Source organism: Streptomyces tyrfis, from assembly GCF_037034285.1.
In the GTDB taxonomy this organism is placed as follows: domain Bacteria; phylum Actinomycetota; class Actinomycetes; order Streptomycetales; family Streptomycetaceae; genus Streptomyces.
Genome location: NZ_JBAGJZ010000021.1, coordinates 40,087 through 64,743, shown reverse-complemented (window position 1 = coordinate 64,743; position 24,657 = coordinate 40,087). Strand labels below are relative to the sequence as shown.

Sequence of the window (24,657 nt, the reverse complement as noted above, 5' to 3'; positions counted from 1 at the left end):
CGTGCGTCCGGGGCCTGCGTCCGGCCGTGCGTCGGGGGAGTGGTGGCCGTCACCGGACCTCTCGAACATCGGCGCGGTTCCGGATAGCCTCCGGCCATGTCCAATGGTCAGTGGTACCCACCGGAATGGCCCGACCGGATCCGGGCCCTCGCCGCAGGTGAACTGACGCCCGCGACGCCTCGGCGGGCCGCGACCGTGATGCTGCTGCGGGATCCCGTCGCGGGCTTCGAGGACGGGCCCGCCGTCCACATGCTGCGCCGCCGGACCTCCATGGCCTTCGCCGGCGGCGCGTACGCGTACCCGGGCGGCGGCGTCGACCCGCGCGACGACGACCGGCTGGTGGGCTGGGCCGGGCCCGCGCTGGAGAGCTGGGCCGAGCGGCTCGGCGTCGGGACTCCGGCCGAGGCCCAGGCCGTCCTGTGCGCGGCGGTCCGTGAGACGTACGAGGAGGCGGGCGTACTTCTCGCCGGTCCCGCCGCCGACACCGTGGTCGGCGACACCACCGGCGACGACTGGGAGGCCGACCGGGCGGCGCTGGTCGCCCGCGAACTCTCCTTCGCGGAGTTCCTGGACCGGCGGGGGCTGGTGCTGCGCTCCGATCTGCTGGGCGCGTGGGCGCGCTGGATCACCCCCGAGTTCGAGCCGCGCCGCTACGACACATGGTTCTTCGTCGCCGCGCTCCCCGAGGGGCAGCGCACCCGCGATGTCTCCACGGAGGCCGACCGCACGGTGTGGATTCGTCCCGGCGAGGCTGCCGACGGATACGACCGGGGCGATCTGCTGATGATGCCGCCGACCGTCTCCACCCTGCGCTCGCTCAGGCCGTACGGCACGGCGGCCGAGGCGCTGAAGGCCGCGGACTCCCAGGATCTCGCGCCCGTCCTCGCGAAGGCCGGGCTGGAGGGCGACGAGCTGGTGCTCAGCTGGCCGGGACACGACGAGTTCACCAAGCACATCCCGAGTGCTCCGGTCACCGGGCCCGGCACGGGAGGCGAGACCGCATGACCGACGCCGCCGCACTTCCCGGGCAGCCCCGGGGCGGGGTCCTCTCCGGGCCCGCGACCGCCCGGGCCGTCAACGTCCTCGCCCCGAACCCGTCGCCCATGACGCTGGACGGCACCAACACCTGGATCCTCGCGGAGCCCGACTCGGACCTCGCGGTCGTCGTCGACCCGGGACCGGAGGACGACGCGCATCTGCGGGCGGTCATCGCCGCCGCGGAACGGTCCGGCCGCCGCATCGCGCTCACCCTGCTCACCCATGGGCACCCCGACCACGCGGAGGGCGCGGCGCGCTTCGCGGAACTGACCCGTACCGAGGTACGCGCTCTCGATCCGGCGCTCCGCCTCGGCGGCGAGGGGCTGACGGCGGGCGATGTGATCACCACCGGGGGACTGGAGCTGCGGGTCGTGCCGACGCCCGGGCACACGGCGGACTCGCTCTCCTTCCACCTGCCGGCCGACCGGGCGGTGCTCACCGGGGACACGGTCCTCGGACGCGGCACCACCGTCGTCGCGCACCCTGACGGGCGGCTCGGCGACTACCTCGACTCGCTGCGCAGACTGCGCTCGCTGACCGTCGACGACGGCGTGCAGACGGTGCTGCCGGGACACGGCCCGGTGCTGGAGGACGCGCAGGGCGCGGTCGACTTCTACCTCGCGCACCGTGCGCACCGGCTGGCCCAGGTGGAGACGGCGGTCGAGGCCGGGCTCCGGACGCCGTCCGAGGTGGTGGCGCACGTCTACGCGGACGTGGACAGGTCGCTGTGGCCCGCGGCGGAGCTCTCCGTGCGGGCACAACTGGCATACCTGAGCGAGCACGGCCTGCTGTAGGGGCCGGGGCTGGGTGGGCCCCGGCGAGCCGGTGGGCTCGGTGAGCCCGGTGGGCTCACAACGGTGGGCCTGGTCGGCCCGGACCCGGTGGGCCTCGTCGGCCCGGCGCGCCGGACGCGTGCGTGAGCCCGGACCCGTGCGTGAGCCCGGACCCGTGCGGGATCGGCGTCGAACGACCGGCCGGGCGACCCCCGCCGAGGGCGCCCCGGCCGGGCAGGGCCTAGGGGGTGTCTGATAAATGAGTGCGCCGCAGGTATGTGTCAGACGCCCCCTAGCGGGAGCGCTTCGCCAGGCGTTCCACGTCCAGCAGGATCACGGCGCGCGCCTCCAGGCGCAGCCAGCCGCGTCCCGCGAAGTCCGCGAGGGCCTTGTTGACCGTCTCACGGGAGGCGCCGACCAGCTGGGCCAGCTCCTCCTGCGTCAGGTCGTGGACGACGTGGATGCCTTCCTCCGACTGGACGCCGAAGCGGCGCGAGAGGTCGAGGAGGGCGCGGGCGACACGGCCGGGCACATCCGAGAAGACCAGGTCGGACATCTGGTCGTTGGTCTTGCGGAGGCGGCGGGCGACGGCGCGCAGCAGGGCCGACGCCACCTCCGGGCGGGCGTTCAGCCAGGGCTGGAGGTCGCCGTGTCCGAGGCCGAGGAGCTTGACCTCGGTCAGCGCGGTCGCGGTCGCGGTGCGCGGGCCCGGGTCGAAGAGGGAGAGCTCACCGATGAGCTCTCCGGGGCCGAGGACGGCCAGCATGTTCTCTCGCCCGTCGGGGGAGGTGCGGTGGAGCTTCACCTTGCCCTCGGTGACCACGTAGAGGCGGTCGCCCTGGTCGCCCTCGTGGAAGAGCGCGTCGCCGCGTGCGAGGGTCACCTCACTCATCGAGGCGCGGAGCTCCGCGGCCTGCTCGTCATCGAGCGCCGCGAAAAGCGGGGCGCGCCGCAGAACGTCGTCCACGAGTTCTCTCCTTGTCGGCCTGTTCAGGGAACCGTGGTCCCCATCATGCCGGACGGTAAAACAGTGCGATCAATCACAAACCAGTTTGACGCACGGACGTGCCGAACAGTGCGGCAGGGGGCCGATCGGGGGTGTGTACGCCGTGACTGGGGCGGATGTCGACGTGTGGCTCTAGGCTGGCCGGGTGTCCAAATCGCCGGTGAGAGCGCAGGCCAAGGGGGCTGATGGGGTGTCGGAAGGCCGTGATTCCGCTGTGGGCGAACAGGGTGCGAGTCGCTCGAAAAAGGTGACGAAACGCCCTGCGGCCACCCAGCTCCGGAGCGCCGGTGCAAAGGTGGCGAAAGGCGCGAAAGGGGTGATCGAGTCGAAGAGCGCGACAACCGCGAAGACAACCGCGAAGACCGCCGCGGCACCCACGAGGACCGCCGCGACGGCCGCCGGGAAGAGGGCTGCGGCGACCACGAAGAGCGCGGGCAAGAGTGCGGGCAAGGGCGCATCGGCGGGCGTGAAGACCGGCGCACGCGCGGGCGCGAAGCCGGAAACGCATCTGGCGATGGTCCGTCGCGCCCGCAGGATCAACCGCGAGCTCGCCGACCTCTATCCCTATGCCCACCCCGAGCTGGACTTCCGGAACCCGTTCGAGCTCCTCGTCGCAACGGTCCTCTCCGCCCAGACCACCGACCTGAGGGTCAACCAGACCACCCCAGCGGTCTTCGCCGCCTACCCCACCCCCGAGGACATGGCCGCGGCGGTCCCGGAGGAACTGGAGGAGATCGTCCGGCCGACGGGCTTCTTCCGGGCCAAGGCCAAGTCGCTCGTAGGGCTCTCCGCGGCGATCCGGGACAACTTCGGCGGCGAGGTGCCGGGGCGGCTGTCCGACCTCGTCACGCTGCCGGGGGTCGGCCGGAAGACCGCCAATGTCGTCCTCGGGAACGCGTTCGGCGTGCCGGGCATCACCGTGGACACGCACTTCGGCCGCCTGGTCCGCCGCTGGAAGTGGACGGAGCAGGAGGACCCGGAGAAGGTCGAGGCCGAGATCGGCGCGATCTTCCCGAAGAGCGAGTGGACGATGCTCTCGCACCGCGTCATCTTCCACGGCCGGCGCATCTGCCATGCCCGCAAGCCCGCCTGCGGCGCCTGCCCGATCGCCCCGCTCTGTCCCGCGTACGGGGAGGGCGAGACCGACCCGGAGAAGGCCAGGAAGCTGCTGAAGTACGAGATGGGCGGCCAGCCCGGGCAGCGGCTGCGTCCGCCGGCGGACTATCCCGGCAAGCCCGCGCCCGGCCCCGGGGGCGGCTGACGTATCCGGGTTCGCTCCGGAACGAAATGCGGGACGTCAGGCGTTGTGAGACGAGGGGTGCCCATGAAGACGCGAGAACAGAGCGCTGACCAGCAGAGCCCGGAGGAACGGACCGGCCACGGGCCGACCACGCGCCACGCGCGCGAGACGACCGCACACGACCGGAGCGGACCCGACCGGACTTCGCCCGAGCCGGCCCGGCGGCCCTCGCACGACCGGCGGATGTCGTACGAGCCCGGCCCGCAGGCCGCCGACAGGCCCTCCGGCCCACAGGCAGCGAGTACGCCCTCCGGCCCGAGTACGCCCTCCGGCCCGCAGGCCCACGGCGAGCCCGGTGGCGGCGCCCGGGCCCCGTACGGGGGAAGTGGTGTCCACGGAGGCGGCGGCGCGTACGGAGGCGGCGGCGCCCACGGGGCGGACGCCCTCGCCGTGACGACGGAGGGCCTGCCCGACTGGCTCTCCCCGGTGGTCGGCGCCGCGCGTACGGTCGAGCCGGGGCAGCTCAGCCGATTTCTGCCGCCGGAGAACGGCGCCGGGCGGCAGTCCGCCGTTCTCGTGCTGTTCGGCGAGGGCGAGCGCGGTCCCGAACTGCTCCTCATGGAGAGAGCCGGGAGTCTGCGGTCCCACGCCGGACAGCCGTCCTTCCCCGGCGGCTCCCTGGACCCGGAGGACGGTGACCCGGCGACGACCGGGCCGCTCCGGGCCGCGCTGCGGGAGGCGCAGGAGGAGACCGGTCTCGACCCGCGCGGGGTCCAGCTCTTCGGTGTGCTGCCGCGGCTCTACATCCCGGTGAGCGGCTTCGTGGTGACGCCGGTCCTCGGCTGGTGGCGGTCGCCGAGCCCGGTCGGGGTCGTCGATCCGGGTGAGACGGCCCGGGTCTTCACCGTTCCCGTGGCGGATCTCACTGACCCCGCCAACCGCGCGACGGTGATCCATCCCAGAGGACACCAGGGCCCGGCGTTCCTGGTCGAATCCGTCCTCGTCTGGGGGTTCACCGCCGGAGTGATCGACCGGATCCTCCATTTCGCGGGCTGGGAACGCCCGTGGGACACGGCCAAGCAGGTGCAGCTCGACTGGCACGCATGACAGGCTGACTCCGTGCTGCGCTGTCCGGCCCCGCCCGGAACCAGCCGAAGAAGGACGGGCCCGGTGACGAATCTGTGAGGCTGTAGACGGTGAACGTGCTGGACATCCTGCTGCTGGCCGGCGCCGTGTGGTTCGCCGTCATCGGATATCGACAGGGGTTCGTCGTCGGCATCCTGTCGGTGACCGGCTTCCTGGGGGGCGGCCTCGTCGCCGTCTATCTGCTGCCGGTCCTGTGGGACCAGATGACGGACGGTTCCGAGGTCTCGTCGACGGCGGCGGTCGTCGCGGTCGTCATCGTCATCGTGTGCGCCTCGGTGGGACAGGCGCTCACCACGCATCTCGGGAACCGGCTCCGCCGGTACATCACGTGGTCGCCGGCGCGCGCCCTCGACGCCACCGGGGGCGCGCTGGTCAACGTGGTCGCGATGCTGCTGGTCGCCTGGCTCATCGGCTCGGCGCTGGCCGGCACCACGCTGCCGACGCTGGGCCGGGAGGTCCGCAGCTCATCGGTGCTGCTCGGCATCTCGCGGGTGATGCCCGCGCAGGCGTCCACCTGGTTCACGGACTTCTCCTCGGTGCTCGCCCAGAACGGCTTCCCGCAGGTCTTCAGCCCCTTCGACAACGAGCCGATCACGGAGGTGCGGCCGCCGGACCCGACGCTGAGCGACAGCCCCGTCGCGGTCCGCGCCAAGCAGTCCATCGTCAAGGTCGTCGGCACCGCCCCGAGCTGCGGGAAGGTCCTCGAAGGCACCGGATTCGTGTTCGCCGACCGCCGGGTGATGACCAACGCCCACGTCGTCGGCGGCGTCGACGAGCCGACCGTGCAGATCGGCGGCCAGGGCCGGCTGTACGACGCGAAGGTCGTCCTCTACGACTGGCAGCGCGACATCGCCGTGCTCGACGTACCGGGCCTGGACGCGAAGCCCCTCGAGTTCACCGACACCGACCACGACGCCCGGACGGGGGACGGGGCCATCGTCGCGGGCTTCCCGGAGAACGGCTCGTACGACGTACGGGCCGCCCGCGTCCGGGGCCGCATCGACGCCAACGGCCCGGACATCTACCGCCGGGGCACCGTCCGCCGCGACGTGTACTCGCTCTACACGACGGTCCGCCAGGGCAACTCGGGAGGACCGCTGCTGACGCCCGACGGCAAGGTGTACGGCGTCGTGTTCGCGAAGTCGCTCGACGACCCCGACACCGGTTACGCGCTGACCGCCGACGAGATCCGCCAGGACATCGCACACGGCCGTTCCGCCAACCAGCAGGTCGACAGCCAGGGGTGCGCTCTCTGAGGACCCGCCGGCCCGCGCGGCATCCGGTACGGAGGAACGAACGGACGCGCCGACGCGGTCCTGCCCGGACATCCTGCCCGGACATCCGGGCAGGACAACCGGCCAGGCCCTTCTGGGCGTGAGCGTTCCGGCGGACCGGGGCAGGCGTCAGCCGCGAGGGTGACGGAGCCGCGCCGAGACCCAGCGGGCCCGGCGGCGCAGAATGCGCGGGATGCCGAGGCGGGGATCGCGCGCGACACGCGTGCCGTGCACCCTGCCGCGGGGGCCGCTGCCCCCCTCGTGATGGCCCGGATCCGCCATGGCGGTCGAGCGATGGTCGTGTGCCGCGTCACCGAAGTCGTGCGTCCAGCCCATACCTCGACGTCTGCCCGTGCCCCATGGTCGGTAACCGCCCATCCGTCAGCCAATCGGCCTATGCGTCGGGCAATTGGCTGTTCGTCGCACAACCGTGCGCGCGCGGTTACCGGTCGGGCTCGGTGTCCTTGAGCCAGTTGATGAGTTCGGCGGAGAACCCGTCGGGGTCCTCCTCGTGCGGGAAGTGCCCCAGACCGTCGAAAAGTCGCCAACGGTACGGCGCTTCGACGTACTCGCCGGACCCGGCGGCGCTCCTCGTGCGGATCGCCGGATCGAGTGAACCGTGCAGATGCAGCGTGGGGACGCGCACCGGCAGCCTCATCCGCCGGTTGAACTGGATCCCGTCCGGACGGGCCAGGGAACGCACCATCCAGCGGTACGGCTCGATCGAGCAGTGCGCGGTCGACGGGATGCACATGGCGCGCCGGTAGACGTCGAGCGTCGCGTCGTCGGGGAAGTCCGAGGTGCGGGGACCGGCCCAGTCGCGGATCAGCCGGCCCACCAACGCCGCGTCGTCCGCGACGAGCTGACGCTCCGGCACCCAGGGGCGCTGGAAGCCCCACACGTAGGAGCCGGCGCGGGTCTGCGCGAAGTCGGAGAGCATCGAGGAACGCCAGCGGCGCGGATGCGGCATCGAGGAGACCACGAGACGGCGCACCAGCTTCGGCCGCATCACGGCCGCCGTCCACGCGAGATAGCCGCCCATGTCGTGCCCGACGAGCGCCGCGTCCGGTTCGCCGAGCGAGCGGATCACGCCGGTGACGTCGAGCGCCAGGTTGGCGGGGTCGTACCCCCGGGGCGTCCGGTCGCTGCCGCCCACGCCCCGCAGATCCATCGCCACGGCGCGGTATCCGGCGTCGGCCAGCGCGGTGAGTTGGTGGCGCCAGGTCCACCAGAACTGCGGGAAGCCGTGCAGCAGCAGGACGAGGGGCCCCTCACCGAGCTCGGCGATGTGGAAGCGGGCGCCGTTGGCCGCCACGTCCCGGTGAGTCCACGGCCCGTCGAGACGCACGGGCCCCCCGACGCCTGGCTGGCCGGACGCGCCGGACGCGCCGGACGCGTCGGACGCGCCGGACCGGCTGTCCTGACCGGGCCTACCGTCCTGACCGGGCCTATCGGGCTGACCGGAGCGGCCGTCCTGGCCTGCCCGGCTTTTCGGGCCTACCGGGTCGGATGCGCTGGAATCGGGGACCATCATGCGGACGAGCGTGCCACAGCGGACGCCTCGTCCTGCTCCGGAGCGGCTTCCAGCGCCCTGTCCGCCCGGGTGCTGCTGATCTCGGCCCCGGCCCGGCCCGTCGTCGACGCGTCGGCGGCACGCGGGTGCGGCTTGACGCCCTGCAGCACCGCCGCCGTCTGCTTGGCCGAGGCGATGGACTTCTCCGGCGGCTTCACCTTTTTGAGCTTGGCCACGGCGAACAGCGCGAGCAGCGCGGCCAGGAGCATGAAGCCGACGCCGGTGACCAGGAACGACCAGGCCAGCCCCAGCCCCAGATAGTGGATCCCGTACGCCGCCGCGAAGCTCAGCACCGGGATCGCGAACAGGAACAGCACGCCCGCGATGATGATCACCACGCTGCCGGTGACGCCGCGCTTGACGTCCTGCCGTACTTCGGCCTTGGCCAGGGCGATCTCGTCGTGCACCAGTGCGGACATCTCGGCCGTCGCCACCGCGACCAGCTGTCCGAGACTGCGGTCGGCGTTACCCGCGATGTTGCCGGGGTCGCTCATCCCTGACTCCCTCTTCTGCTCTCCAGCTCAATACATCTGGTGTCCGATCATGCCGGACTGTCCGGCTTGGTGCTCGCTGCCCCCGCCAGTTGGGCAAGGCGTCGGTGTTCGGCCGCCTTCTTTTCGTAGATCGCGGCCATCCGCAGGTGGTACGCCGGGTCGTCCTGCTCGTAGACGTCGGGCACGCCGTCCATGTCCTCGTCGAGCTCTTCGGCCTCGTGCAGCATCCGGTACTTGCGCACCCTGAGTTTCAGCAGAGCCGTGGCGACCACGGCGGCGGTCAGGGAGCCGAGCAGCACGGCGGCCTTGACCTCGTTGATCGTGCTCTCGTCGCCGGCGAAGGCCAGCTCGTCGATGAGCAGCGAGACGGTGAAGCCGATGCCGGCGAGGGACGCGACCGCGAAGATGTCCGCCCAGGCCAGTTCCTTGTTCAGTTCCGCCCTGGTGAAGCGGGTGGCCAGCCAGGTGCCCCCGAAGATGCCGAGGGTCTTGCCGACGACGAGCCCCAGGACGACGCCGAGCGTCTCGGGCCGGGTGAAGACGTTCGCCAGCGCGCCGCCGGAGAGCGACACACCGGCGGAGAAGAGGGCGAACAGCGGCACCGCGACACCGGCGGAGAGGGGACGTATCAGGTGCTCGATGTGTTCGCCGGGGGATCGCGCCTCGCCCTCGTGCCTGGTGCAGCGGAGCATCAGGCCCATGGCGACTCCGGCGATCGTGGCGTGGATGCCGCTGTTGTACATCAGGGCCCAGATGACCACGGCGAGCGGTACGTAGACGTACCAGCCGCGCACCTTGGCGCGCAGCAGCACGTAGAACAGCACGAGGCCGACGACAGCGCCGATCAGCGCCGCGTAGTTGATCCTCTCGGTGAAGAAGACGGCGATGATCAGGATCGCGAAGAGGTCGTCGACGACGGCGAGCGTCAGCAGGAAGGCGCGCAGGGCGTTCGGCAGCGAGGTGCCGATGACCGCGAGGACGGCGAGCGCGAAGGCGATGTCTGTGGCGGTGGGGACGGCCCAGCCGCTGGTGGAGCCCCCGCCGGTCAGGGCCACGGCCGTGTAGACGGCGGCCGGCACCGCCATGCCGCAGAGCGCGGCGATGACTGGGAGAGCGGCCGCCTTGGGGTCGCGAAGTTCGCCCGCGACCAGTTCCCGCTTGAGTTCGACGCCCGCGACGAAGAAGAAGATCGCGAGCAGTCCGTCGGCGGCCCAGTGCTCGACGGAGAGGTTGAGGCCCAGCGAGGCGGGGCCGAGGTGGAAGTCGCTGACGGTCGCGTAACTGGAACCGAAGGCGTTCGCCCATATCAGCGCCGCCACGGCCGCGACCAGCAGGATCATTCCGCCGACGGTCTCGGTACGCAGGGCGTCCGCGAGGAAATTGCGCTCGGGGAGCGAGAGCCGCCCGAGAAAGGCACGGCGAGGGGAAGGCGTGGGGGTGGGCGCGGCCACGAGGGGGACCTCCGGGTCGGTACGGCAGCGAGGGCATGGCTGATGCACTTGCCGACCAGACTTCCCGGCGCACCCGGTGGAGATTTTTTGTTGTGCTGTTGACGCGCCTGCCACTGTACCCGGGATGTGCCGGGTCGTGGCTGGTGATCTTCACCTTGAATTTCCGAGGGGCACCCGGATGCGTTACCGGATGCCCCTCGGGGACGTACCCTCCGCGACGGTCGCGTGCGCCACCGCCGGCGGCCTGGGAGGCACCGCTGCGACGGCCCGGGGCAGGTTGCACTGCGCTGCCTTGGACTGCCGTGCGCTGCCGTGTGGTGCCTCGCCGGTGCCGAGCTCCGCGGGTGCTGTTCCGAGCTCTGTCGATGCGGCGCCCCGCTCGCCCCGGCGCCGCCTCACAGGCGCGGTGCCGGGACGCTCCGACGCTTCGGCGGAAGGGCGCGCCCGGAGGTCCTGGAAGCGGGCCGCGCCCGGTCCCCGGAGATGCGGGCCGCTTCGGGTCCCGGGGCGAGCGGGCCGCGTCCGGTCCCGGAAGCGTGCGCCGTGCTCAGTCCTCGGAGGAACCGGAGCCGGAGGACGGCGGCAGCTGGTTCTGGATGAGATCCATGACCGAGGAGTCCGTGAGCGTCGTCACATCGCCCAGCTCGCGGTTCTCGGCGACGTCCCGCAGCAGCCGTCGCATGATCTTGCCGGAGCGGGTCTTCGGCAGCTCGGCGACCGGCAGGATCCGCTTCGGCTTGGCGATCGGGCCCAGCGTGGCGCCGACGTGGTTGCGGAGTTCCGCGACCAGCTCGTCGGAGGGGGTGGCCGAACCACGCAGTATGACGAAGGCGACGATGGCCTGGCCGGTCGTCTCGTCGGCGGCGCCGACCACGGCGGCCTCGGCGACCGACGGGTGGGAGACGAGCGCCGACTCGACCTCGGTGGTCGAGATGTTGTGCCCGGACACGAGCATCACGTCGTCGACCCGGCCGAGCAGCCAGATGTCGCCGTCCTCGTCCTTCTTGGCGCCGTCGCCGGCGAAGTACTTGCCCTCGAAGCGCGACCAGTAGGTGTCGATGAAGCGCTGGTCGTCGCCCCAGACGGTACGGAGCATCGACGGCCACGGCTCGGTGATGACGAGGTAGCCGCCTCCGCCGTCGGGCACCTCGTTGGCCTCGTCGTCGACGACCGTGGCGCAGATGCCGGGAAGAGCGCGCTGGGCGCTGCCCGGCTTGGTCTCCGTGACGCCCGGCAGCGGCGCGATCATCATCGCGCCCGTCTCCGTCTGCCACCAGGTGTCCACGATGGGGCACCTGTCGGCGCCGATGTGCTTGCGGTACCAGATCCATGCCTCGGGGTTGATCGGCTCACCGACCGAACCGAGGACCCGCAGGCTGCTCAGGTCGAACTTGGCGGGGATGTCGTCTCCCCACTTCATGAACGTACGGATCGCGGTCGGCGCGGTGTACAGGATCGTGACGCCGTACTTCTGCACGATCTCCCAGAAACGGCCCTGGTGCGGGGTGTCGGGAGTGCCCTCGTACATGACCTGCGTCGCGCCGTTGGCCAGCGGACCGTAGACGATGTACGAGTGGCCGGTCACCCAGCCGATGTCCGCGGTGCACCAGAAGACGTCCGTCTCCGGCTTGAGGTCGAACACCGCGTGGTGGGTGTACGCGGCCTGGGTGAGGTAGCCGCCGGAGGTGTGCAGGATGCCCTTCGGCTTACCGGTGGTGCCGGAGGTGTAGAGGATGAAGAGCGGCTGCTCCGCCTCGAACGCCTCGGGGGTGTGCTCGGCGGGCTGCCGGCCGGTGATCTCGTGCCACCAGATGTCACGGCCCTCGGTCCATGCGGTGTCCTGGCCGGTGCGCCGGACCACGAGCACGTGCTCGACGCCGTCGATCCGGGAGACCGCCTCGTCCACGGCCGGCTTGAGCGCGGACGGCTTGCCGCGCCGGTAGCCGCCGTCGGCGGTGATGACGACCTTGGCGTCCGCGTCCTGGATCCGGGCGGCGATGGCGTCGGCGGAGAACCCGCCGAACACGACCGAGTGCGCGGCGCCGATGCGGGCGCAGGCCAGCATCGCGATGGCGGCCTCGGGGATCATCGGGAGGTAGACGGCGACGCGGTCGCCCTTGCGGACGCCGAGCTTGGTGAGCGCGTTCGCGGCGCGGGAGACCTCGTCCTTGAGGTCGGCGTACGTGATGGCGCGGCTGTCGCCGGGCTCGCCCTCGAAGTGGATGGCGACCCGGTCGCCGTGGCCGGCCTCCACATGCCGGTCCACGCAGTTGTACGCGACGTTGAGCTTGCCGTCCGCGAACCACTTCGCGAACGGCGGGTTGCTCCAGTCGAGCGTCTCGGTCGGCTCCGTGGCCCAGGTCAGACGGCGGGCCTGCTCGGCCCAGAAGCCCAGCCGGTCAGCCTCGGCCTGCTCGTACGCCTCCGCTGTGACGTTGGCGTTCGCGGCCAGATCGGCAGGCGGCGCGAACCGGCGCTCCTCACGAAGCAGATTGGCCAGGCTGTCATTGCTCACGACATCTCCCATTCCCAGGGTGTCCGTTGTGTCCCGCGCATAGCTCATCAGGCCAGGGGGCCAGGTGACAAGGGTCTGCCGAGAATTGGTTTAGACCTGTGTTTCGGTGTATGGGGACGTGGCCCCGCCTTCCCATGCTGCGCGGCGCCGTGCGGTGTGGCGTGCAGGGACACGACGCGGTGCGCCGTGAAGCGCTGTGGGTGCTGCTGCGCAGGCGGGGTGCGAAGAGGCGGGGCCACGAGGTCTATGAGGTCTCACGGAACTTCCTACGGGCCGGAGGCGCATCTGGTTCAATGCTCGCTTCTTTCTGGACTCGTTCGTTTCTGGACTCGCTCGCTTGCCTCCGGTCGGCGAGCGTCTTCGACCGCCTCAGCCGTCCGGCCGTGCGCGGTTCTGCCCGTGAGCGTTCCGACCGTGAGCGTTCGGACCGTGACGTTCTCGGCCATGAGCGTTCGGCGCGCGGGAGCCTCCTCGGCCGCGAGCACCCACCCTCGGCCCGTGGCCCGGAAATGCCCGCGGACCGCTGGACCCCGGCGGTCCGGCGCCCGGGCCGGGGCCTCCGCGCGCCCGGACGCCCCGAAGACGCATGCCTCCGGTGGCACCCAGGCGGGTCCGAGCCCGGGTGCCGGTGGGGCACGGGTATGCCGGTGGGGCACGGGTGTGGGGCCCGGGGTGATTGCAGGGCACGGGCCTCCGCACGACATCAGCCTTCATGGGGCGCGGGCACGGTCGGGCTCTGCGCTTGCGCGGGGGCGTGAGCACGGGCCTTCGCGGACCGGCCGGTCAGGCCCCGGTGCGTTCCAGGGTGCCTGGATCGGAAGGAGCACCGGGCGTTTCCGATGAGGAGCCAGAGCCAGAGCCAGAGCCGGAGCCAGGGGCGGCGCAGGCGTCGCCGGGGTCCACCCGGTCGAAGACCTCGTCGAGCGCGAACCCCGTGCTTGCGCTCTCGGTCAGCAGGTACGCCTGGGCCTCGCCCACGTGGAAGTACATCCCGTGCAGATGGAGGGTGCCCTCGGAGAGCCGTCGGGCCACCGATTCATGGGCCCGCAGGTGTTCCAGCTGCTGCACCACATTGGTGAGGCAGAGCTGCTCCACCGCGTCCGTTGGCAGGCGGCCGGAGATCCGGGCCCAGGAATGATGCCGTGACGCCATCCGTCTCAGGCTCGGCAGCCCGTGTCTCAGCCAGCGCCACAGGGGGGTCGGGGGAGCGTCCGAGGTCCGTGTGCCTTCGAGCAGTGCATGCATCGCACCGCACCCGGAGTGCCCACAGATGGTGATCGACTCCACCTTCAGCACGTCAACCGCGTACTCGATGGCGGCGCCCACCGAATCGTCTCCCGACTCGGCTTTCGGCGGAGGCACCAGATTGCCGATGTTGCGCACGGTGAACAGCTCGCCCGGACCGCTGGACGTGATCATGCTGGTGACCAGACGGGAGTCGGCGCAGGTGATGAAGAGCTGGGAGGGGCGCTGTCCCTCCCGGGCCAGCCGGGCCAGTTCCTCGCGCACCAGCGGGGCGGTGTGGCGCTGGAACGAACTCACGCCGCTGACCAGGCGGTTTCCGCCTGTTCGGTGCCGGGACACGGCCGGTGTGTCGTCCGGGACCGGGGCGCCGTCGGTCCCGGGAACGGGGTTGGGGCCGGCCGGGCTGTCGGAGTCGTGGTCGGGGCGGGTGGTGCTGCCGGAACCGGGCCCCGAGGCGGGATCTGAGCCGGGGGTGTGGGGCGATGCCGGAATGCCGGTGTCCCCTTGACGTTCACGTCGACTGCGGAGGCTGAGCGCCGACTCGGTCCGCGCATGGCAGCGATGGTTGCGCCAGTGCGTCCAAGGGCTGCAGCAGGTCTGGGCCGCATGGGTCGTCTGGCCCGCCCGGGTCGTCGAGGCGGGCTCCGCAATACGGCCCCCGGACCTGCCCGTGAAGATGACCCGGCCACCATGTGCCGTCTGCGCGATGCTCCAGTCCTGAATCGCCTCGTACGCCGCGTGGTCCATGAAGAATCCGTCCAACTCGACGACCACATCGCCGTTCTGCGGCAGTCGGCCGAGCGCCCGGCTGAGTCGGGGGACCGCGAGGAACGTCAACTGGCCCCGTACGACCACCAGATGTCGATTGCCCTGGTCCGTGACGGTGATTCTGGTGCGGGCCAGCCGGTGGAGCGCCACGACCACCGCCACCGCGATGCCGATCGCCACTCCCTTCAGCACACCGAAGAGAACGACGCCGCTGATCGTCGCGCCGTACACCAGGAACTCCCGGTGCTTATGAACGTTGCGGATGTGGGCGAAACTCACCATCTGGACGCCGACCATCATGACCAGCGCGGCGAGCGCCGCCAGGGGAATCAGCTCCAGGACGGCGACCAGCACTCCGGCGGCGAGGACCACCCAGACGCCGTGCAATACGGTCGAGGCTCGGCTCGTGGCCCCGGCCCGTACGTTCGCGGAACTGCGCACCGCGCCCCCGGATACCGCCAACCCGCCCACCAGCCCCGACAGAGTGTTGGCGATGCCTTGCGCACGCAACTCGCGGTCGAGGTCGGAGCGCCTGGCGGGAAGGCCGGGCGGCGAGGCCTGCGCGGCGGAGGAGGGAGCGGCAGACGGGAGGGAGCCGACAGGGCCTGGCGGATCGCTCGGAGGAGAAGGCGAGTGGGGCAGTGCCGGGGAGGGAGCTGCGGGGGCGAGCGGATTCGTGTCGATGCTCGAAGCCGAAGCCGAAGCCGAAGCCGAAGCCGAAGCCGAAGCCGAAGCCGTGCTGGTGCCAGTGGCCGAGGCCGTATCCGCATCCGTACCGGAGACGGCATCCACGTCCGTGGCGGGAGGCGTGACGCGGCCGGAGGGCACGTCCGGCGTCGGCCTCGCCCTCGATGACGAAGGGGGGCTTGTGCCCCGGGCGGCCGCTCGTCCGCCGACGCGGTCGGCCGACAGCTTGTCCACGGCGACTGCCGCGAGCAGGGACTCCAGACTGGCCACCAGCATCACCGTGAACACGGCGGTCGCGAGCGCGAGCACTGGACCTTGTGGCATTTCCGGCAGTGCGTGAGAGCGCCAGGAGGGCAGATCGACACGGGTGATTCCCGGCGTCGCGGTCGCGGCCACCACCGTTGCGATCACCACCGCTGCCAGGGCCGTCGGGACCCGTCGCACCACCCGACCGACGCGGCCGGGCGTCCGCGGCCACAGGAGCAGGACGGCGATGGTCAGAGCGCCGATCAGAGGCGCCGGCGGATTCACCTGGCTCAACTGGTCGGGAAGGGCGAGGACATTGGAAACGGCGGAGCTCTGAGGGGAACCGCCGAGCACGATGTGCAGTTGGGCGAGAGCGATGGCCACGCCGATGCCTGCGAGCGTGCCGTGCACGATGGCTGGGCTCACCGCGAGAGCGCTGCGCGCCGCCCGCAGCGAGCCCAGCAGGAGCTGCAGCAGACCGGCGCCGATGGTGATCGCGCAGGTGGTGCGCCAGCCGTAGAGCTGGATCAACTCGGCCGTGACCACGGTCAGTCCGGCGGACGGACCGCTGACCTGGAGGGGTGTGCCGCCGAGGAGCCCGGCGACGATGCCGCCGATCGCGGCGGAGATCAGCCCGGCCGTCAGCGGGGCGTCCATGGCGACGGCGAGACCGAGCGACATGGGGACGGCGAGCAGGAAGACCGTGATCGACGCGGAGAGGTCCGCACCCGTGACGCGGAAACGTGGGCCGCCCGGCGGCGACGATGGCGGGCTATGGGGCCGCTTCACCCCTGACGAGCGGGACGGGCGGGAAGTACGGGACGCGCGGTCATGGCGTGAGGGCACGCAGGCGGACATGTTCCGGTCTCCTTCGGGTGGCGTGGGCGCGAAATGTGGGGAAAGCGGCCCGCGAAGTGAGGGCGCGCTGCTGAACGTTTCCCAACTCTTGGTAAATAAACGGTAATGGAGAGTAAAGGCCTATGTCCATCGTTGGGATCAAATGAGCTAGCGAATCACCCAATTCAGTGAATAGGTATTTTTTATGTCGGGAATGTTGTTCCACGGCTGTCGCGTATCCGCGCGACTCTGATCGCTGCATATCGGTACATTCAGCGCTAATTCCCTGCGAGGGAGAAGGTGAGTGGACGCGATGACGGTGGCAGCCATGACGGGCGGTGTCGCGAAGGCCGGTGCCCGAGGTCCGGTGTCGCACAGGCCGACGGCGGGAGAAGCGACGCAGTGAGGGCCGATGGCACGAAGAGGGGAACCGCGAGGGGGAGTGTCCCCGGGCGGAGCGGCCTGTGCGTCGTTGCGCTCGCGCTGGCCGCGGGAATGGCCGGCTGCGCCTCCGAGCCGGGCGCGGTATCCGGAGCCGCCGGTCCCGGTGCGGGGAAACCGGAGGCGGGGTCGAGGAACGGCGCTCCGCGATCCGCGCCCGAGCGCGTGTTCCGCCTCCTCGGCGACGGCTCCACCGCGTTCACCGGCGGACAGCCGAACCAGCCCGCGGTCACGCGCCTGGCGCCCGGACGGAAACCGCCGCAGTTCGTGGTGTTCTCCTGGGACGGAGCCGGGGAGGACGGCCAGAAGCTGTTCTCCCGCTTTCGCGAGGTCGGCCGCAAGTATCACGCCGACATGACCTACTTCCTCAGCGGCGTGTACATGCTCCCGGAGACGAAACGGAAGCTCTACGACCCGCCGGAGCACGACGCCGGGAGCTCCGATATCGGCTTCAACGACACCGAGGGCATCCGGAACACTCTTGTCCAGATGCGAGGCGCCTGGGAGGACGGCAGCGAGATCGGTACCCACTTCAACGGCCACTTCTGCGGCCCCGACGGCGGCGTCGGGACCTGGACCGTGGAGCAGTGGAAGAGCGAGATCGACCAGGCCAAGTCCTTCGTGAAGAACTGGAAGACCAACGTCCCCGCTCTCAAGGGTGAGGAGCCGCTCCCCTTCGACTACGACAAGGAACTCGTCGGCGGCCGCACCCCTTGCCTGGAGGGCGGGAAGAACATGGTGGCCGCAGCACGGACGATGGGGTTCCGCTATGACTCGAGCGGCGTCGGCGAACAGGTCTGGCCCAAGAGGAAGGGCGGGGTCTGGGACCTGCCGATGCAGCTCGTGCCGGTGCCCGGGCGGGAGTTCGAGACCCTCTCGATGGACTACAACTTCATGTTCAACCAGTCCGGCACGACACAGGGCGACCCGGCCCGGCACAGGCACTGGGGAAACCAGATGCGTGACGGTCTGCTCCAGGCGTTCGACCGCGCCTACGACGGAAACCGCGCACCGCTGATCATCGGCAATCACTTCGAGTCGTGGAACGGCGGTACGTACATGCGTGCCGTCGAGCAGACCATCGTGAAGGTCTGCACCAGAGCGGACGTGCGGTGCGTCTCCTTCCGGCAGTTGGTCGACTGGCTGGACGCGCAGGACCCACCGACGCTGAAGAAGCTCCGCACGCTCGGCGTCGGTCAGGCTCCGGCCGAGGGCTGGGCAGAATTCCTCGGCGGGATCGGGCGAACGGGCGCGGCAGCGGGCGTACGCGCCGGCAAGCCGTCGAAGCCGACGAGCCGGGCGGCGGGAAAGGCCGAGCCGGGGCGGACGCCTACCGACTGACCACGATCGGCGAGCGTGCCGGTGCGCGGCCCCGGATCTGGCCGCGCACCGGCCGGACCCGGCTGCGAACCGGACCCGGCTGCGCATCGGCGTCGGCCGCATGTTCGGCCGCGCTTCGGTTCCGGCTGCGAACCCGGCCCCGTACTCCGGGTTCGCAGCCGCGCCTCGGACGCGGAGATCGGCCCTCGCCGTGCTCATCGCCGTGTTGTCACGGACATGCGGCACAGCCGACCGTCTCCACGGCCGGGCGGACTCCGTCAGGCGGGCTGTGCGGCCTCGTCCCGCGCGTACCGTTCGTCGAGCACGAAGGCGGGATCGACTTGGGCGGCCAGGTCGGCGCCCGTCTTCGCGTTGCCCCAGCTCTCGGCGTTCTTCAGGTGGAAGTGCACCATCTGCCGTGTGTAGCGCTCCCAGTCGCGCAGTTCGTATGAGTCGTCCGCGGCGTCCTGCATCGTCTGCAGGGCCATCCGGTTGTCCGCCTCCAATTGCTCGAAGCGGTTCGGCCGGCCCTTCTCCATCGCTCGGACCCAGTTGGAGTGCCCGACGCACACCAGCAGGTCGTCACCGACCTCGGCGCGCAGGTACTCCAGGTCGTCCCTGCCCTGCACCTTGTTGCCCACAACCTTGAGCGCGACCCCGAAGTCCCGGGCGTACTCCTTGTACTGCCGGTAGACCGAGACGCCCTTGCGGGTCGGTTCGGCGACCAGGAAGGTCATGTCGAAGCGGGTGAACATCCCGGAAGCGAACGAGTCCGATCCGGCTGTCATGTCGACGACGACGTAGTCTTCGGGGCCGTCGACGAGATGGTTGAGGCAGAGCTCGACCGCGCCGACCTTGGAGTGGTAGCAGGCCACGCCGAGATCCGACTCGGTGAACGGGCCGGTGGCCATCAGCCGGATGTCGCCGTCGTCGAGCCGGAGCGTGCGGGCACACGTGTCGTAGATCGGATTGTTCTCGCGGACCCGCAGCAACCGCGAGCCCTCGCCCGGCGGGGTTGTCTTGATCATCGTCTCGGCGGAGGCGATGCGCGGATTGCTCCCGCGCAAGTACTCCTTGATCAGCGGCAGATGGGCCCCCATGGCCGGCAGCGCCGCGGCCTCCTGGTCGTCGAGGCCGAGGGCGGCCCCGAGGTGCTGGTTGATGTCGGCGTCCACCGCGACGACGTGGGCTTCATTGGCTGCGAGGTGGCGGATGAAGAGCGAGGACAGCGTGGTCTTGCCGCTGCCGCCCTTGCCTACGAAAGCGATCTTCATGTTCACCTAGGGTAGCCCTATGGATGCGGTGCGCTGTCGCGCCTCGTGAAGATGCCCACTCCCGTGTGTTATCGGCGGGGCGGGCGCGTAGCCTCGCTACTTATGAGTACGACTGCCCCCGATCCGCTCGCCGCCCTGGCTGCTCTGCCGGGAGTCGCCGAGTCGGTGGACTCCGTGCGCAAGGCCGTGGACCGGGTCTACGGACATCGCGTCATGAGACGCCGCAGCAACGAGGTCACGGCCGAAGCCGCGCTGCGCGGAGCCCGCGGTTCGGCTGCGCTGTACGGCGCCGACTGGAGCCTGGAGGAGGTGCGTCGGCGCAGCGATTTCAGCGGTGACGACGAGGCGCGGGTGATCGGGGCGGCTCTGAGGCTCACGGCCGAGGCGGGGCAACTGCTCTCCATCTGGCGGCAGTCGCCGTTGCGGGTGCTGGCGCGGTTGCACCTGGTGGCGGCCGGGCGGGCGGAGCCGGAGGACGCCGTCGGCCGACCGCGGCTCGCGGGTGAACGCGTCGACGAGCCTCTGATCGAAGCGCCGCTGCCCGATGCCGACGAGGTGGCCGGGCGGCTGGACGGGCTTTCCGGATTGCTCCTTTCGGGGACTGCCGCGCCCGCGCTGGTGACGGCAGCGGTCGTGCACGGTGAACTGCTGGCCCTGCGTCCTTTCTGCTCGCACAACGGCCTTGTCGCCCGGACCGCCGAACGGATCGTCTTGATCGGTACCGGGCTCGACCCCAAGTCGATCTGTCCTGCCGAAGTGGGCCACGCGGAACAGGGCCGGGCGGCGTACGCGGCGGCGTTCGAGGGGTACCTGTCCGGAACGCCGGACGGAATGGCGGCCTGGATCGCGCACTGCGGGCGATCCGTGGAACTGGGCGTCAGGGAGTCGACGGCGGTGTGCGAGGCGCTGCAGCGCGGCGCCGCGTGAGGCGACGCGTGTGACGGGACGGGCGTGAAGCGACATCGGAGGGCGCCCGGGGTAATGCGGTGACCGGGCGCGCGGCGTACTGCGGCGGTGGGGCGTCGGCGCAGCGTGGCGGGTCCGTGATGCCGGTGTAGGCGGGCTTCGTGATGCCAGGAGACCGGATCAGGGCGAGCTGCTTCGCGTCACGGCCGCGTTTTCCGCCTGCCCCAAGGGAGTTGCCCGCTACGGGCCATGCCTGCGCCGACAGTCACGCCCGTCGGCGGCACGGAGTCGCGAGCGATGTCCACGCCATGGATCTCGCCGGCTGCACAAGGGTTGCGGCGGTACCGCCCTCGGTACCGCCGCTGGCATGTCCACCCAGTTACCAGGCGTCCTCGATATGTGCCCATCAGGTCGGGGGCTTTGCCCGTTCCCTGGTGCGGCTGGCCCGTAATCGACGGGTCGACGTCGCGTGGGTGCTCGGTTTTCATGCTCGGTCCGTGGGGCCGTTTATGCGTTACAGGTGATCCTCTCGGACGTCCTTGGTCTCGCGGGCCGTTGAGTCCTTTGTACCTCCGGGGACGGGAGGAGTGGTAGAGATGACCTCACTTCTTTACTTTTATATTCAATTACGGGTGAGTTACGCATATCGCCTGATTGGGCGGGGTGAGTCGTCCTGCCTGACCGGCGAGGGCGAGGAGCGGGCGCGATGTACGGCCGGTCCGCCCGCCGTGGTGGGGCGGGCGGACCCTCGTCGGAGCGGCGAGAGGCGGGGCGGCTGGTCGGGAGGTGTCGCCCGGCCCGGTGTCAGGCGGAGGCCATAGGAGTCCGTCGGCGTGCGGTGTACCAGACCAGTCCGGCCGTGACCGCGGCCGCACCCACCGCCGCTGCCGCGACCAGTGCCGGGCGCGGCGGCATCGAGAACGTGGGCAGCCGCTGCTTGAGACGGACCGGGCGGTTGAAGACGAGAATCGGCCACTCGCGAAGGGTCGCTTCGCGCCGTAGGGCGCGGTCCGGATTCACCGCGTGTGGGTGGCCGACGGACTCCAGCATCGGTACGTCGGTGACGGAGTCGCTGTAGGCGTAGCAGCGCGAGAGGTCGTACCCCTCCGACACGGCGAGCGCCTTGATCGCCTCTGCCTTCGTCGGTCCGTAGGCGTAGTACTCCACCTCCCCGGTGAAGCAGCCGTCGTCGCCGACGACCATGCGGGTGGCGACGACCCGGTCGGCGCCGAGCAGCTCACCGATGGGCTCGACGACTTCGGCGCCCGAGGTGGAGACGATCACCACGTCGCGGCCGGCGGTGTGATGCTCCTCGATGAGCGTCGCCGCCTCGTCGTAGATGATCGGGTCGATCAGGTCGTGCAGAGTCTCGGCGACGATTTCCTTCACTTGCCGGACGTTCCAGCCCTTGCATAGCGCGGAGAGATATTCCCGCATCCGTTCCATCTGGTCGTGATCTGCACCTCCGGCAAGGAACACGAACTGTGCGTACGCGGTGCGCAGTACGGCGCGGCGGTTGATCAGTCCGCCATGGTAGAAGGACTTGCTGAAGGTCAGCGTCGAAGACTTCGCAATGACCGTCTTGTCCAGGTCGAAGAAGGCTGCAGTGCGCGGCAAGAAGCGGTTTTCCACAACGCAGAGCATAGGGGCCCACCATTCGGCGTAAACTCCGGCGCGTGGGTTTGCCTGAGAAGGCTCTCGGGTACACCATGGAAGTCACGGATCGTTCGCGACCGTGCTAACCCGGTCCGGCTCCTCCCCCCCCCGAGTCGGCCGTGGGGACGACCCCCGCTCTCCCCCCCGGCGGGGGTCGTCGCATGTCCGGGCACGTTTCTGCCAATCGGAATCAATCATTCTCCCCCCAATTCGGTCCGGCCGGCCTGCTGGCGACCGGTTCCTCATCATCTTGGGCCGTCACGTTGCGTGACGGAAGGGGTGCGCTCCGGATGTCGCCGGTATGGGTGACGGAGTTATTCACAACGCCGAGGGTGTCCACAGATTTCGAGCAAGATCCACAAGTTTTCCGGAAGCACTGCACGGTGATTCCGACCGCGAAGTCCGCGGGCAGCGGAATCGCGGATCTCGGAACGTCTCCGAGATCGTCGCGAACCGCGATGAACGTGCAGTGAGAAGGGGGACGGAGATCGTGGCCGAATCCATCGCACGGGATCGTCTGCCGGCCGCCGGAGCGCGCCGGGGCGGACCACTGATCGTGACCGAGGACGTGGAACTCCTCGACGATCTCCTGCGGCTGTGCGCGGCCGCCGGAGCGGAACCGGAAGTTCACCACTCGTTGCCCGAACGCAGGGGCAGCTGGGAACAGTCCCCGATGGTTCTGGTGGGGGACGACGCCGCCCACAGGTGCCGCGGAGCGGCGCGCAGGCGGGGGGTGATGCTCGTCGGGCGGGACGAGGACGCCCCGGCCGTCTGGCGCAGCGCCGTGGAGATCGGAGCCGAATACGTGCTGCGGCTGCCCGACGCGGAGGGCTGGCTCGTCGATCAGATCGCCAACGCGGTGGAGGGCGTCGGTCGGCCCGCGCTCACCGTCGGGGTGATCGGTGGAAGGGGTGGTTCCGGAGCGTCCACACTGGCCTGCGCCCTCGCGGTGACCGCCGCCAGGTCGGGGCGCAGGTCGATGCTGATCGACGGTGATCCGCTCGGCGGGGGGATCGATGTGCTGCTCGGAGGCGAGCGGGCCGAGGGTATGCGGTGGCCGGATTTCGCCCACTCGAAGGGGCGGGTCGGTGGCGGCGCACTGGAGGAGTCGCTGCCGTCGCTGCACGGGCTGCGGGTGCTCAGCTGGGGCCGTGACGACTGTGTGACCATCCCGCCGCAGGCCATGCGGGCGGTGCTGGCCGCAGCGCGCAGGCTCGGCGGAGTGGTGGTCGTGGACCTGCCGCGCCGGGTCGACGAGTCGGTGGCCGAGGCGCTCGCCCAGCTGGATCTCGGGTTGTTGGTGGTGCCGGGGGAGCTCCGTGCGGTCGCGGCGGCGAAGCGCGTGGCGTCGATGGCCCGGATGGTCCTGGACGACCTGCGAGTGGTGGCCCGCGGACCCTACGCGGCGGGCCTCGACGAGCGATGGGTCGCGCAGTCCCTGGGCCTGCCGCTCGCCGGTGAGCTCCCGGTCGACGTGGGGCTGTCGGCGGCTCAGGACAGCGGGGTTCCTCCGGGCGGCGGTCCGCGCGACCCACTGGCCAGGTTCTGCGCGGCGTTCTGGGAACGGGCATCGACCTCGGACGGCATGGCGGGACGCGGCGTCGGAGGCGCGCCATGACCGATGTGCTGCTCGACGCCGTACGGCAACGGCTGGCGCAGAGCGGCGCGGCGCCGACCCCTGCCGGAGTCGCGGCCGCGCTACGGGCCCAGGGGCGGTTGCTGGGGGACGCCGAAGTGCTCAGCGCGGCCGATGAGTTGCGCGGCGAGCTGGTCGGCACGGGGGTGCTGGAGCCGCTCCTCGCCGACTCCGCGGTGACGGACGTACTGGTCTCGGCGCCGGACCGGGTGTGGGTGGACCGGGGCCGCGGGCTCGAACTCACCGCGGTGACGTTCCGGGACGCAGCCTCGGTGCGCAGGCTGGCGCAGCGGCTGGCGGCCGTGGCGGGGCGGCGGCTCGACGACGCCCGGCCCTGGGTGGACGCCCGGCTGCCGGACGGCACCCGCATGCATGCCGTGCTGCCGCCGGTGTCCGTCGGCTCGACGTGTCTGTCGCTGCGCGTGGTCCGGCCCCAGGCCTTCTCGCTGGCGGAGCTGGTCGCGGCGGGTACCGTGCCGCCGGGCGGCGACCGGCTGCTGAGGGCGCTGGTGGAGGCCCGGGTCTCGTATCTGATCAGCGGGGGTACCGGCGCCGGGAAGACGACGCTTCTGTCGAGTCTGCTGGGCGCGGTCGGGGAACAGGAGCGAATCGTGCTCGCCGAGGACTCGGCGGAGCTGCGACCGGATCACCCGCATGTGGTGCGGCTGGAGTCGCGCCCGGCGAACCAGGAAGGCGCCGGACGGGTGACCCTCCGTGACCTGGTGCGGCAGGCGCTGCGCATGCGCCCCGACCGGCTGGTGGTCGGGGAGGTTCGGGGCGCCGAGGTCACCGAGCTGCTGGCCGCGCTGAACACCGGGCACGAGGGCGGTTGCGGGACGGTTCACGCCAATGCCGCCGAGCACGTCCCGGCTCGGCTGGAGGCCTTGGGGACGGCGGCGGGCCTGGACCGGGCGGCGCTGCACAGCCAGCTGGCGGCGGCTCTGTCAGTGGTCGTCCACCTCGTACGGGACCGGGCGGGGCGGCGGCGGATCGCGGAGGTGCATGTCCTGGGCAGGGACGCGGCCGGGCTGGTCGTGACCGAGCCCGCATTGCGCTGGGGCGGCGCCGGCTTCGTCGAGGAGCGGGGCTGGGAGCGGCTGCGGTCGCTGATCGGGGGCGCGCTGTGAACGG

Annotated in this window: 18 protein-coding genes; 9 read left to right on the top strand and 9 right to left on the bottom strand. The window is 70.9% G+C overall.

The genetic code is table 11. The annotated features are described in order from the left end of the window. Positions 1-96: 96 nt before the first annotated feature. Together WA762_RS17950 and WA762_RS17945 are read left to right on the top strand one after the other, a co-directional pair. Positions 97-1,005, top strand: coding sequence for an NUDIX hydrolase (locus WA762_RS17950; protein ID WP_335936804.1), 909 nt, complete (start codon positions 97-99; stop codon positions 1,003-1,005). Beyond that, on the top strand, positions 1,002-1,832 hold the full coding sequence (locus tag WA762_RS17945) for an MBL fold metallo-hydrolase (RefSeq protein ID WP_335936802.1): 831 nt from the start codon (positions 1,002-1,004) through the stop codon (positions 1,830-1,832). Before WA762_RS17950 ends, WA762_RS17945 begins: the two co-directional genes overlap by 4 nt. 271 nt (positions 1,833-2,103) lie before the next feature. Here the strand turns inward: WA762_RS17945 and WA762_RS17940 are convergent, their stop codons facing one another. Then, the gene (locus WA762_RS17940) at positions 2,104-2,778 is read right to left on the bottom strand and encodes a Crp/Fnr family transcriptional regulator (RefSeq protein WP_335936800.1); all 675 of its coding nucleotides are present in this window, start codon (positions 2,776-2,778) and stop codon (positions 2,104-2,106) included. A gap of 253 nt (positions 2,779-3,031) precedes the next feature. Between WA762_RS17940 and nth the strand changes: the two genes are divergently transcribed. The 3 genes from nth (at position 3,032) to WA762_RS17925 (ending at position 6,459) form a co-directional block, all read left to right on the top strand. Next, complete coding sequence (gene nth, locus WA762_RS17935; protein WP_443080620.1) at positions 3,032-4,078, top strand: endonuclease III; 1,047 nt, start codon at positions 3,032-3,034, stop codon at positions 4,076-4,078. 222 nt (positions 4,079-4,300) lie between these two features. Then, positions 4,301-5,164, top strand: a complete 864-nt coding sequence (locus WA762_RS17930; RefSeq protein ID WP_443080622.1) for an NUDIX hydrolase — start codon at positions 4,301-4,303, stop codon at positions 5,162-5,164. Positions 5,165-5,253: 89 nt separating this feature from the next. Further along, positions 5,254-6,459, top strand: a complete 1,206-nt coding sequence (locus WA762_RS17925) for a MarP family serine protease (RefSeq protein ID WP_335936796.1) — start codon at positions 5,254-5,256, stop codon at positions 6,457-6,459. Positions 6,460-6,606: 147 nt separating this feature from the next. Here the strand turns inward: WA762_RS17925 and WA762_RS17920 are convergent, their stop codons facing one another. The 6 genes from WA762_RS17920 to WA762_RS17895 form a co-directional block, all read right to left on the bottom strand. Further along, complete coding sequence (locus WA762_RS17920) at positions 6,607-6,813, bottom strand: hypothetical protein (protein WP_335936795.1); 207 nt, start codon at positions 6,811-6,813, stop codon at positions 6,607-6,609. A 106-nt stretch (positions 6,814-6,919) separates the two neighbouring features. Further along, complete coding sequence (locus WA762_RS17915) at positions 6,920-8,011, bottom strand: alpha/beta fold hydrolase (RefSeq protein WP_335936793.1); 1,092 nt, start codon at positions 8,009-8,011, stop codon at positions 6,920-6,922. After that, positions 8,008-8,544, bottom strand: a complete 537-nt coding sequence (locus WA762_RS17910) for a phage holin family protein (RefSeq protein ID WP_335936792.1) — start codon at positions 8,542-8,544, stop codon at positions 8,008-8,010. Before WA762_RS17910 ends, WA762_RS17915 begins: the two co-directional genes overlap by 4 nt. Before the next feature lie 47 nt (positions 8,545-8,591). Next, complete coding sequence (gene nhaA / locus WA762_RS17905) at positions 8,592-9,995, bottom strand: Na+/H+ antiporter NhaA (protein ID WP_335936791.1); 1,404 nt, start codon at positions 9,993-9,995, stop codon at positions 8,592-8,594. A 547-nt stretch (positions 9,996-10,542) separates the two neighbouring features. Beyond that, positions 10,543-12,522, bottom strand: a complete 1,980-nt coding sequence (gene acs, locus WA762_RS17900; RefSeq protein WP_335936789.1) for an acetate--CoA ligase — start codon at positions 12,520-12,522, stop codon at positions 10,543-10,545. 771 nt (positions 12,523-13,293) lie between these two features. Then, positions 13,294-16,314 (bottom strand): bifunctional SulP family inorganic anion transporter/carbonic anhydrase, encoded by a 3,021-nt coding sequence (locus WA762_RS17895; protein ID WP_335936788.1) that lies wholly within the window; start codon positions 16,312-16,314, stop codon positions 13,294-13,296. A 474-nt stretch (positions 16,315-16,788) separates the two neighbouring features. On the opposite strand from WA762_RS17895, the gene WA762_RS17890 reads away from it, so the two are divergent. Next, a complete protein-coding gene (locus WA762_RS17890) occupies positions 16,789-18,075 on the top strand; it encodes a polysaccharide deacetylase family protein (RefSeq protein WP_335936787.1) in 1,287 nt (428 codons plus the stop codon). A gap of 257 nt (positions 18,076-18,332) precedes the next feature. Here the strand turns inward: WA762_RS17890 and WA762_RS17885 are convergent, their stop codons facing one another. Continuing rightward, positions 18,333-19,328 (bottom strand): ATP-binding protein, encoded by a 996-nt coding sequence (locus tag WA762_RS17885; protein ID WP_335936786.1) that lies wholly within the window; start codon positions 19,326-19,328, stop codon positions 18,333-18,335. A gap of 102 nt (positions 19,329-19,430) precedes the next feature. On the opposite strand from WA762_RS17885, the gene WA762_RS17880 reads away from it, so the two are divergent. After that, the gene (locus WA762_RS17880) at positions 19,431-20,255 is read left to right on the top strand and encodes a Fic family protein (RefSeq protein ID WP_335936785.1); all 825 of its coding nucleotides are present in this window, start codon (positions 19,431-19,433) and stop codon (positions 20,253-20,255) included. 783 nt (positions 20,256-21,038) lie between these two features. On the opposite strand, the gene WA762_RS17875 is transcribed toward WA762_RS17880, so the two are convergent. Next, on the bottom strand, positions 21,039-21,878 hold the full coding sequence (locus WA762_RS17875; RefSeq protein WP_335936784.1) for an HAD family hydrolase: 840 nt from the start codon (positions 21,876-21,878) through the stop codon (positions 21,039-21,041). 502 nt (positions 21,879-22,380) lie between these two features. Here WA762_RS17875 and ssd point away from each other — a divergent pair. Both ssd and WA762_RS17865 read left to right on the top strand, forming a co-directional pair. Further along, positions 22,381-23,508, top strand: a complete 1,128-nt coding sequence (gene ssd, locus WA762_RS17870; RefSeq protein ID WP_443080619.1) for a septum site-determining protein Ssd — start codon at positions 22,381-22,383, stop codon at positions 23,506-23,508. Further along, entirely contained in the window at positions 23,505-24,653 is a 1,149-nt protein-coding gene (locus WA762_RS17865; RefSeq protein ID WP_335936783.1) for a TadA family conjugal transfer-associated ATPase, read from the top strand. Before ssd ends, WA762_RS17865 begins: the two co-directional genes overlap by 4 nt. Positions 24,654-24,657 lie beyond the last annotated feature (4 nt).

What these genes read in the sequence shown, in the direction of transcription:
- WA762_RS17950 (WP_335936804.1), top strand. Translation starts at nt 97, where the DNA reads ATGTCCAATGGTCAGTGGTACCCACCGGAATGGCCCGACCGGATCCGG.
- WA762_RS17945 (WP_335936802.1), top strand. Translation starts at nt 1,002, where the DNA reads ATGACCGACGCCGCCGCACTTCCCGGGCAGCCCCGGGGCGGGGTCCTC.
- WA762_RS17930 (WP_443080622.1), top strand. Translation starts at nt 4,301, where the DNA reads ATGTCGTACGAGCCCGGCCCGCAGGCCGCCGACAGGCCCTCCGGCCCA.
- WA762_RS17920 (WP_335936795.1), bottom strand. Translation starts at nt 6,813, where the DNA reads ATGGGCTGGACGCACGACTTCGGTGACGCGGCACACGACCATCGCTCG.
- WA762_RS17915 (WP_335936793.1), bottom strand. Translation starts at nt 8,011, where the DNA reads ATGATGGTCCCCGATTCCAGCGCATCCGACCCGGTAGGCCCGAAAAGC.
- WA762_RS17910 (WP_335936792.1), bottom strand. Translation starts at nt 8,544, where the DNA reads ATGAGCGACCCCGGCAACATCGCGGGTAACGCCGACCGCAGTCTCGGA.
- acs (WP_335936789.1), bottom strand. Translation starts at nt 12,522, where the DNA reads ATGGGAGATGTCGTGAGCAATGACAGCCTGGCCAATCTGCTTCGTGAG.
- WA762_RS17895 (WP_335936788.1), bottom strand. Translation starts at nt 16,314, where the DNA reads ATGTCCGCCTGCGTGCCCTCACGCCATGACCGCGCGTCCCGTACTTCC.
- WA762_RS17890 (WP_335936787.1), top strand. Translation starts at nt 16,789, where the DNA reads ATGGCCGGCTGCGCCTCCGAGCCGGGCGCGGTATCCGGAGCCGCCGGT.
- WA762_RS17885 (WP_335936786.1), bottom strand. Translation starts at nt 19,328, where the DNA reads ATGAAGATCGCTTTCGTAGGCAAGGGCGGCAGCGGCAAGACCACGCTG.
- WA762_RS17880 (WP_335936785.1), top strand. Translation starts at nt 19,431, where the DNA reads ATGAGTACGACTGCCCCCGATCCGCTCGCCGCCCTGGCTGCTCTGCCG.
- WA762_RS17875 (WP_335936784.1), bottom strand. Translation starts at nt 21,878, where the DNA reads ATGCTCTGCGTTGTGGAAAACCGCTTCTTGCCGCGCACTGCAGCCTTC.
- WA762_RS17865 (WP_335936783.1), top strand. Translation starts at nt 23,505, where the DNA reads ATGACCGATGTGCTGCTCGACGCCGTACGGCAACGGCTGGCGCAGAGC.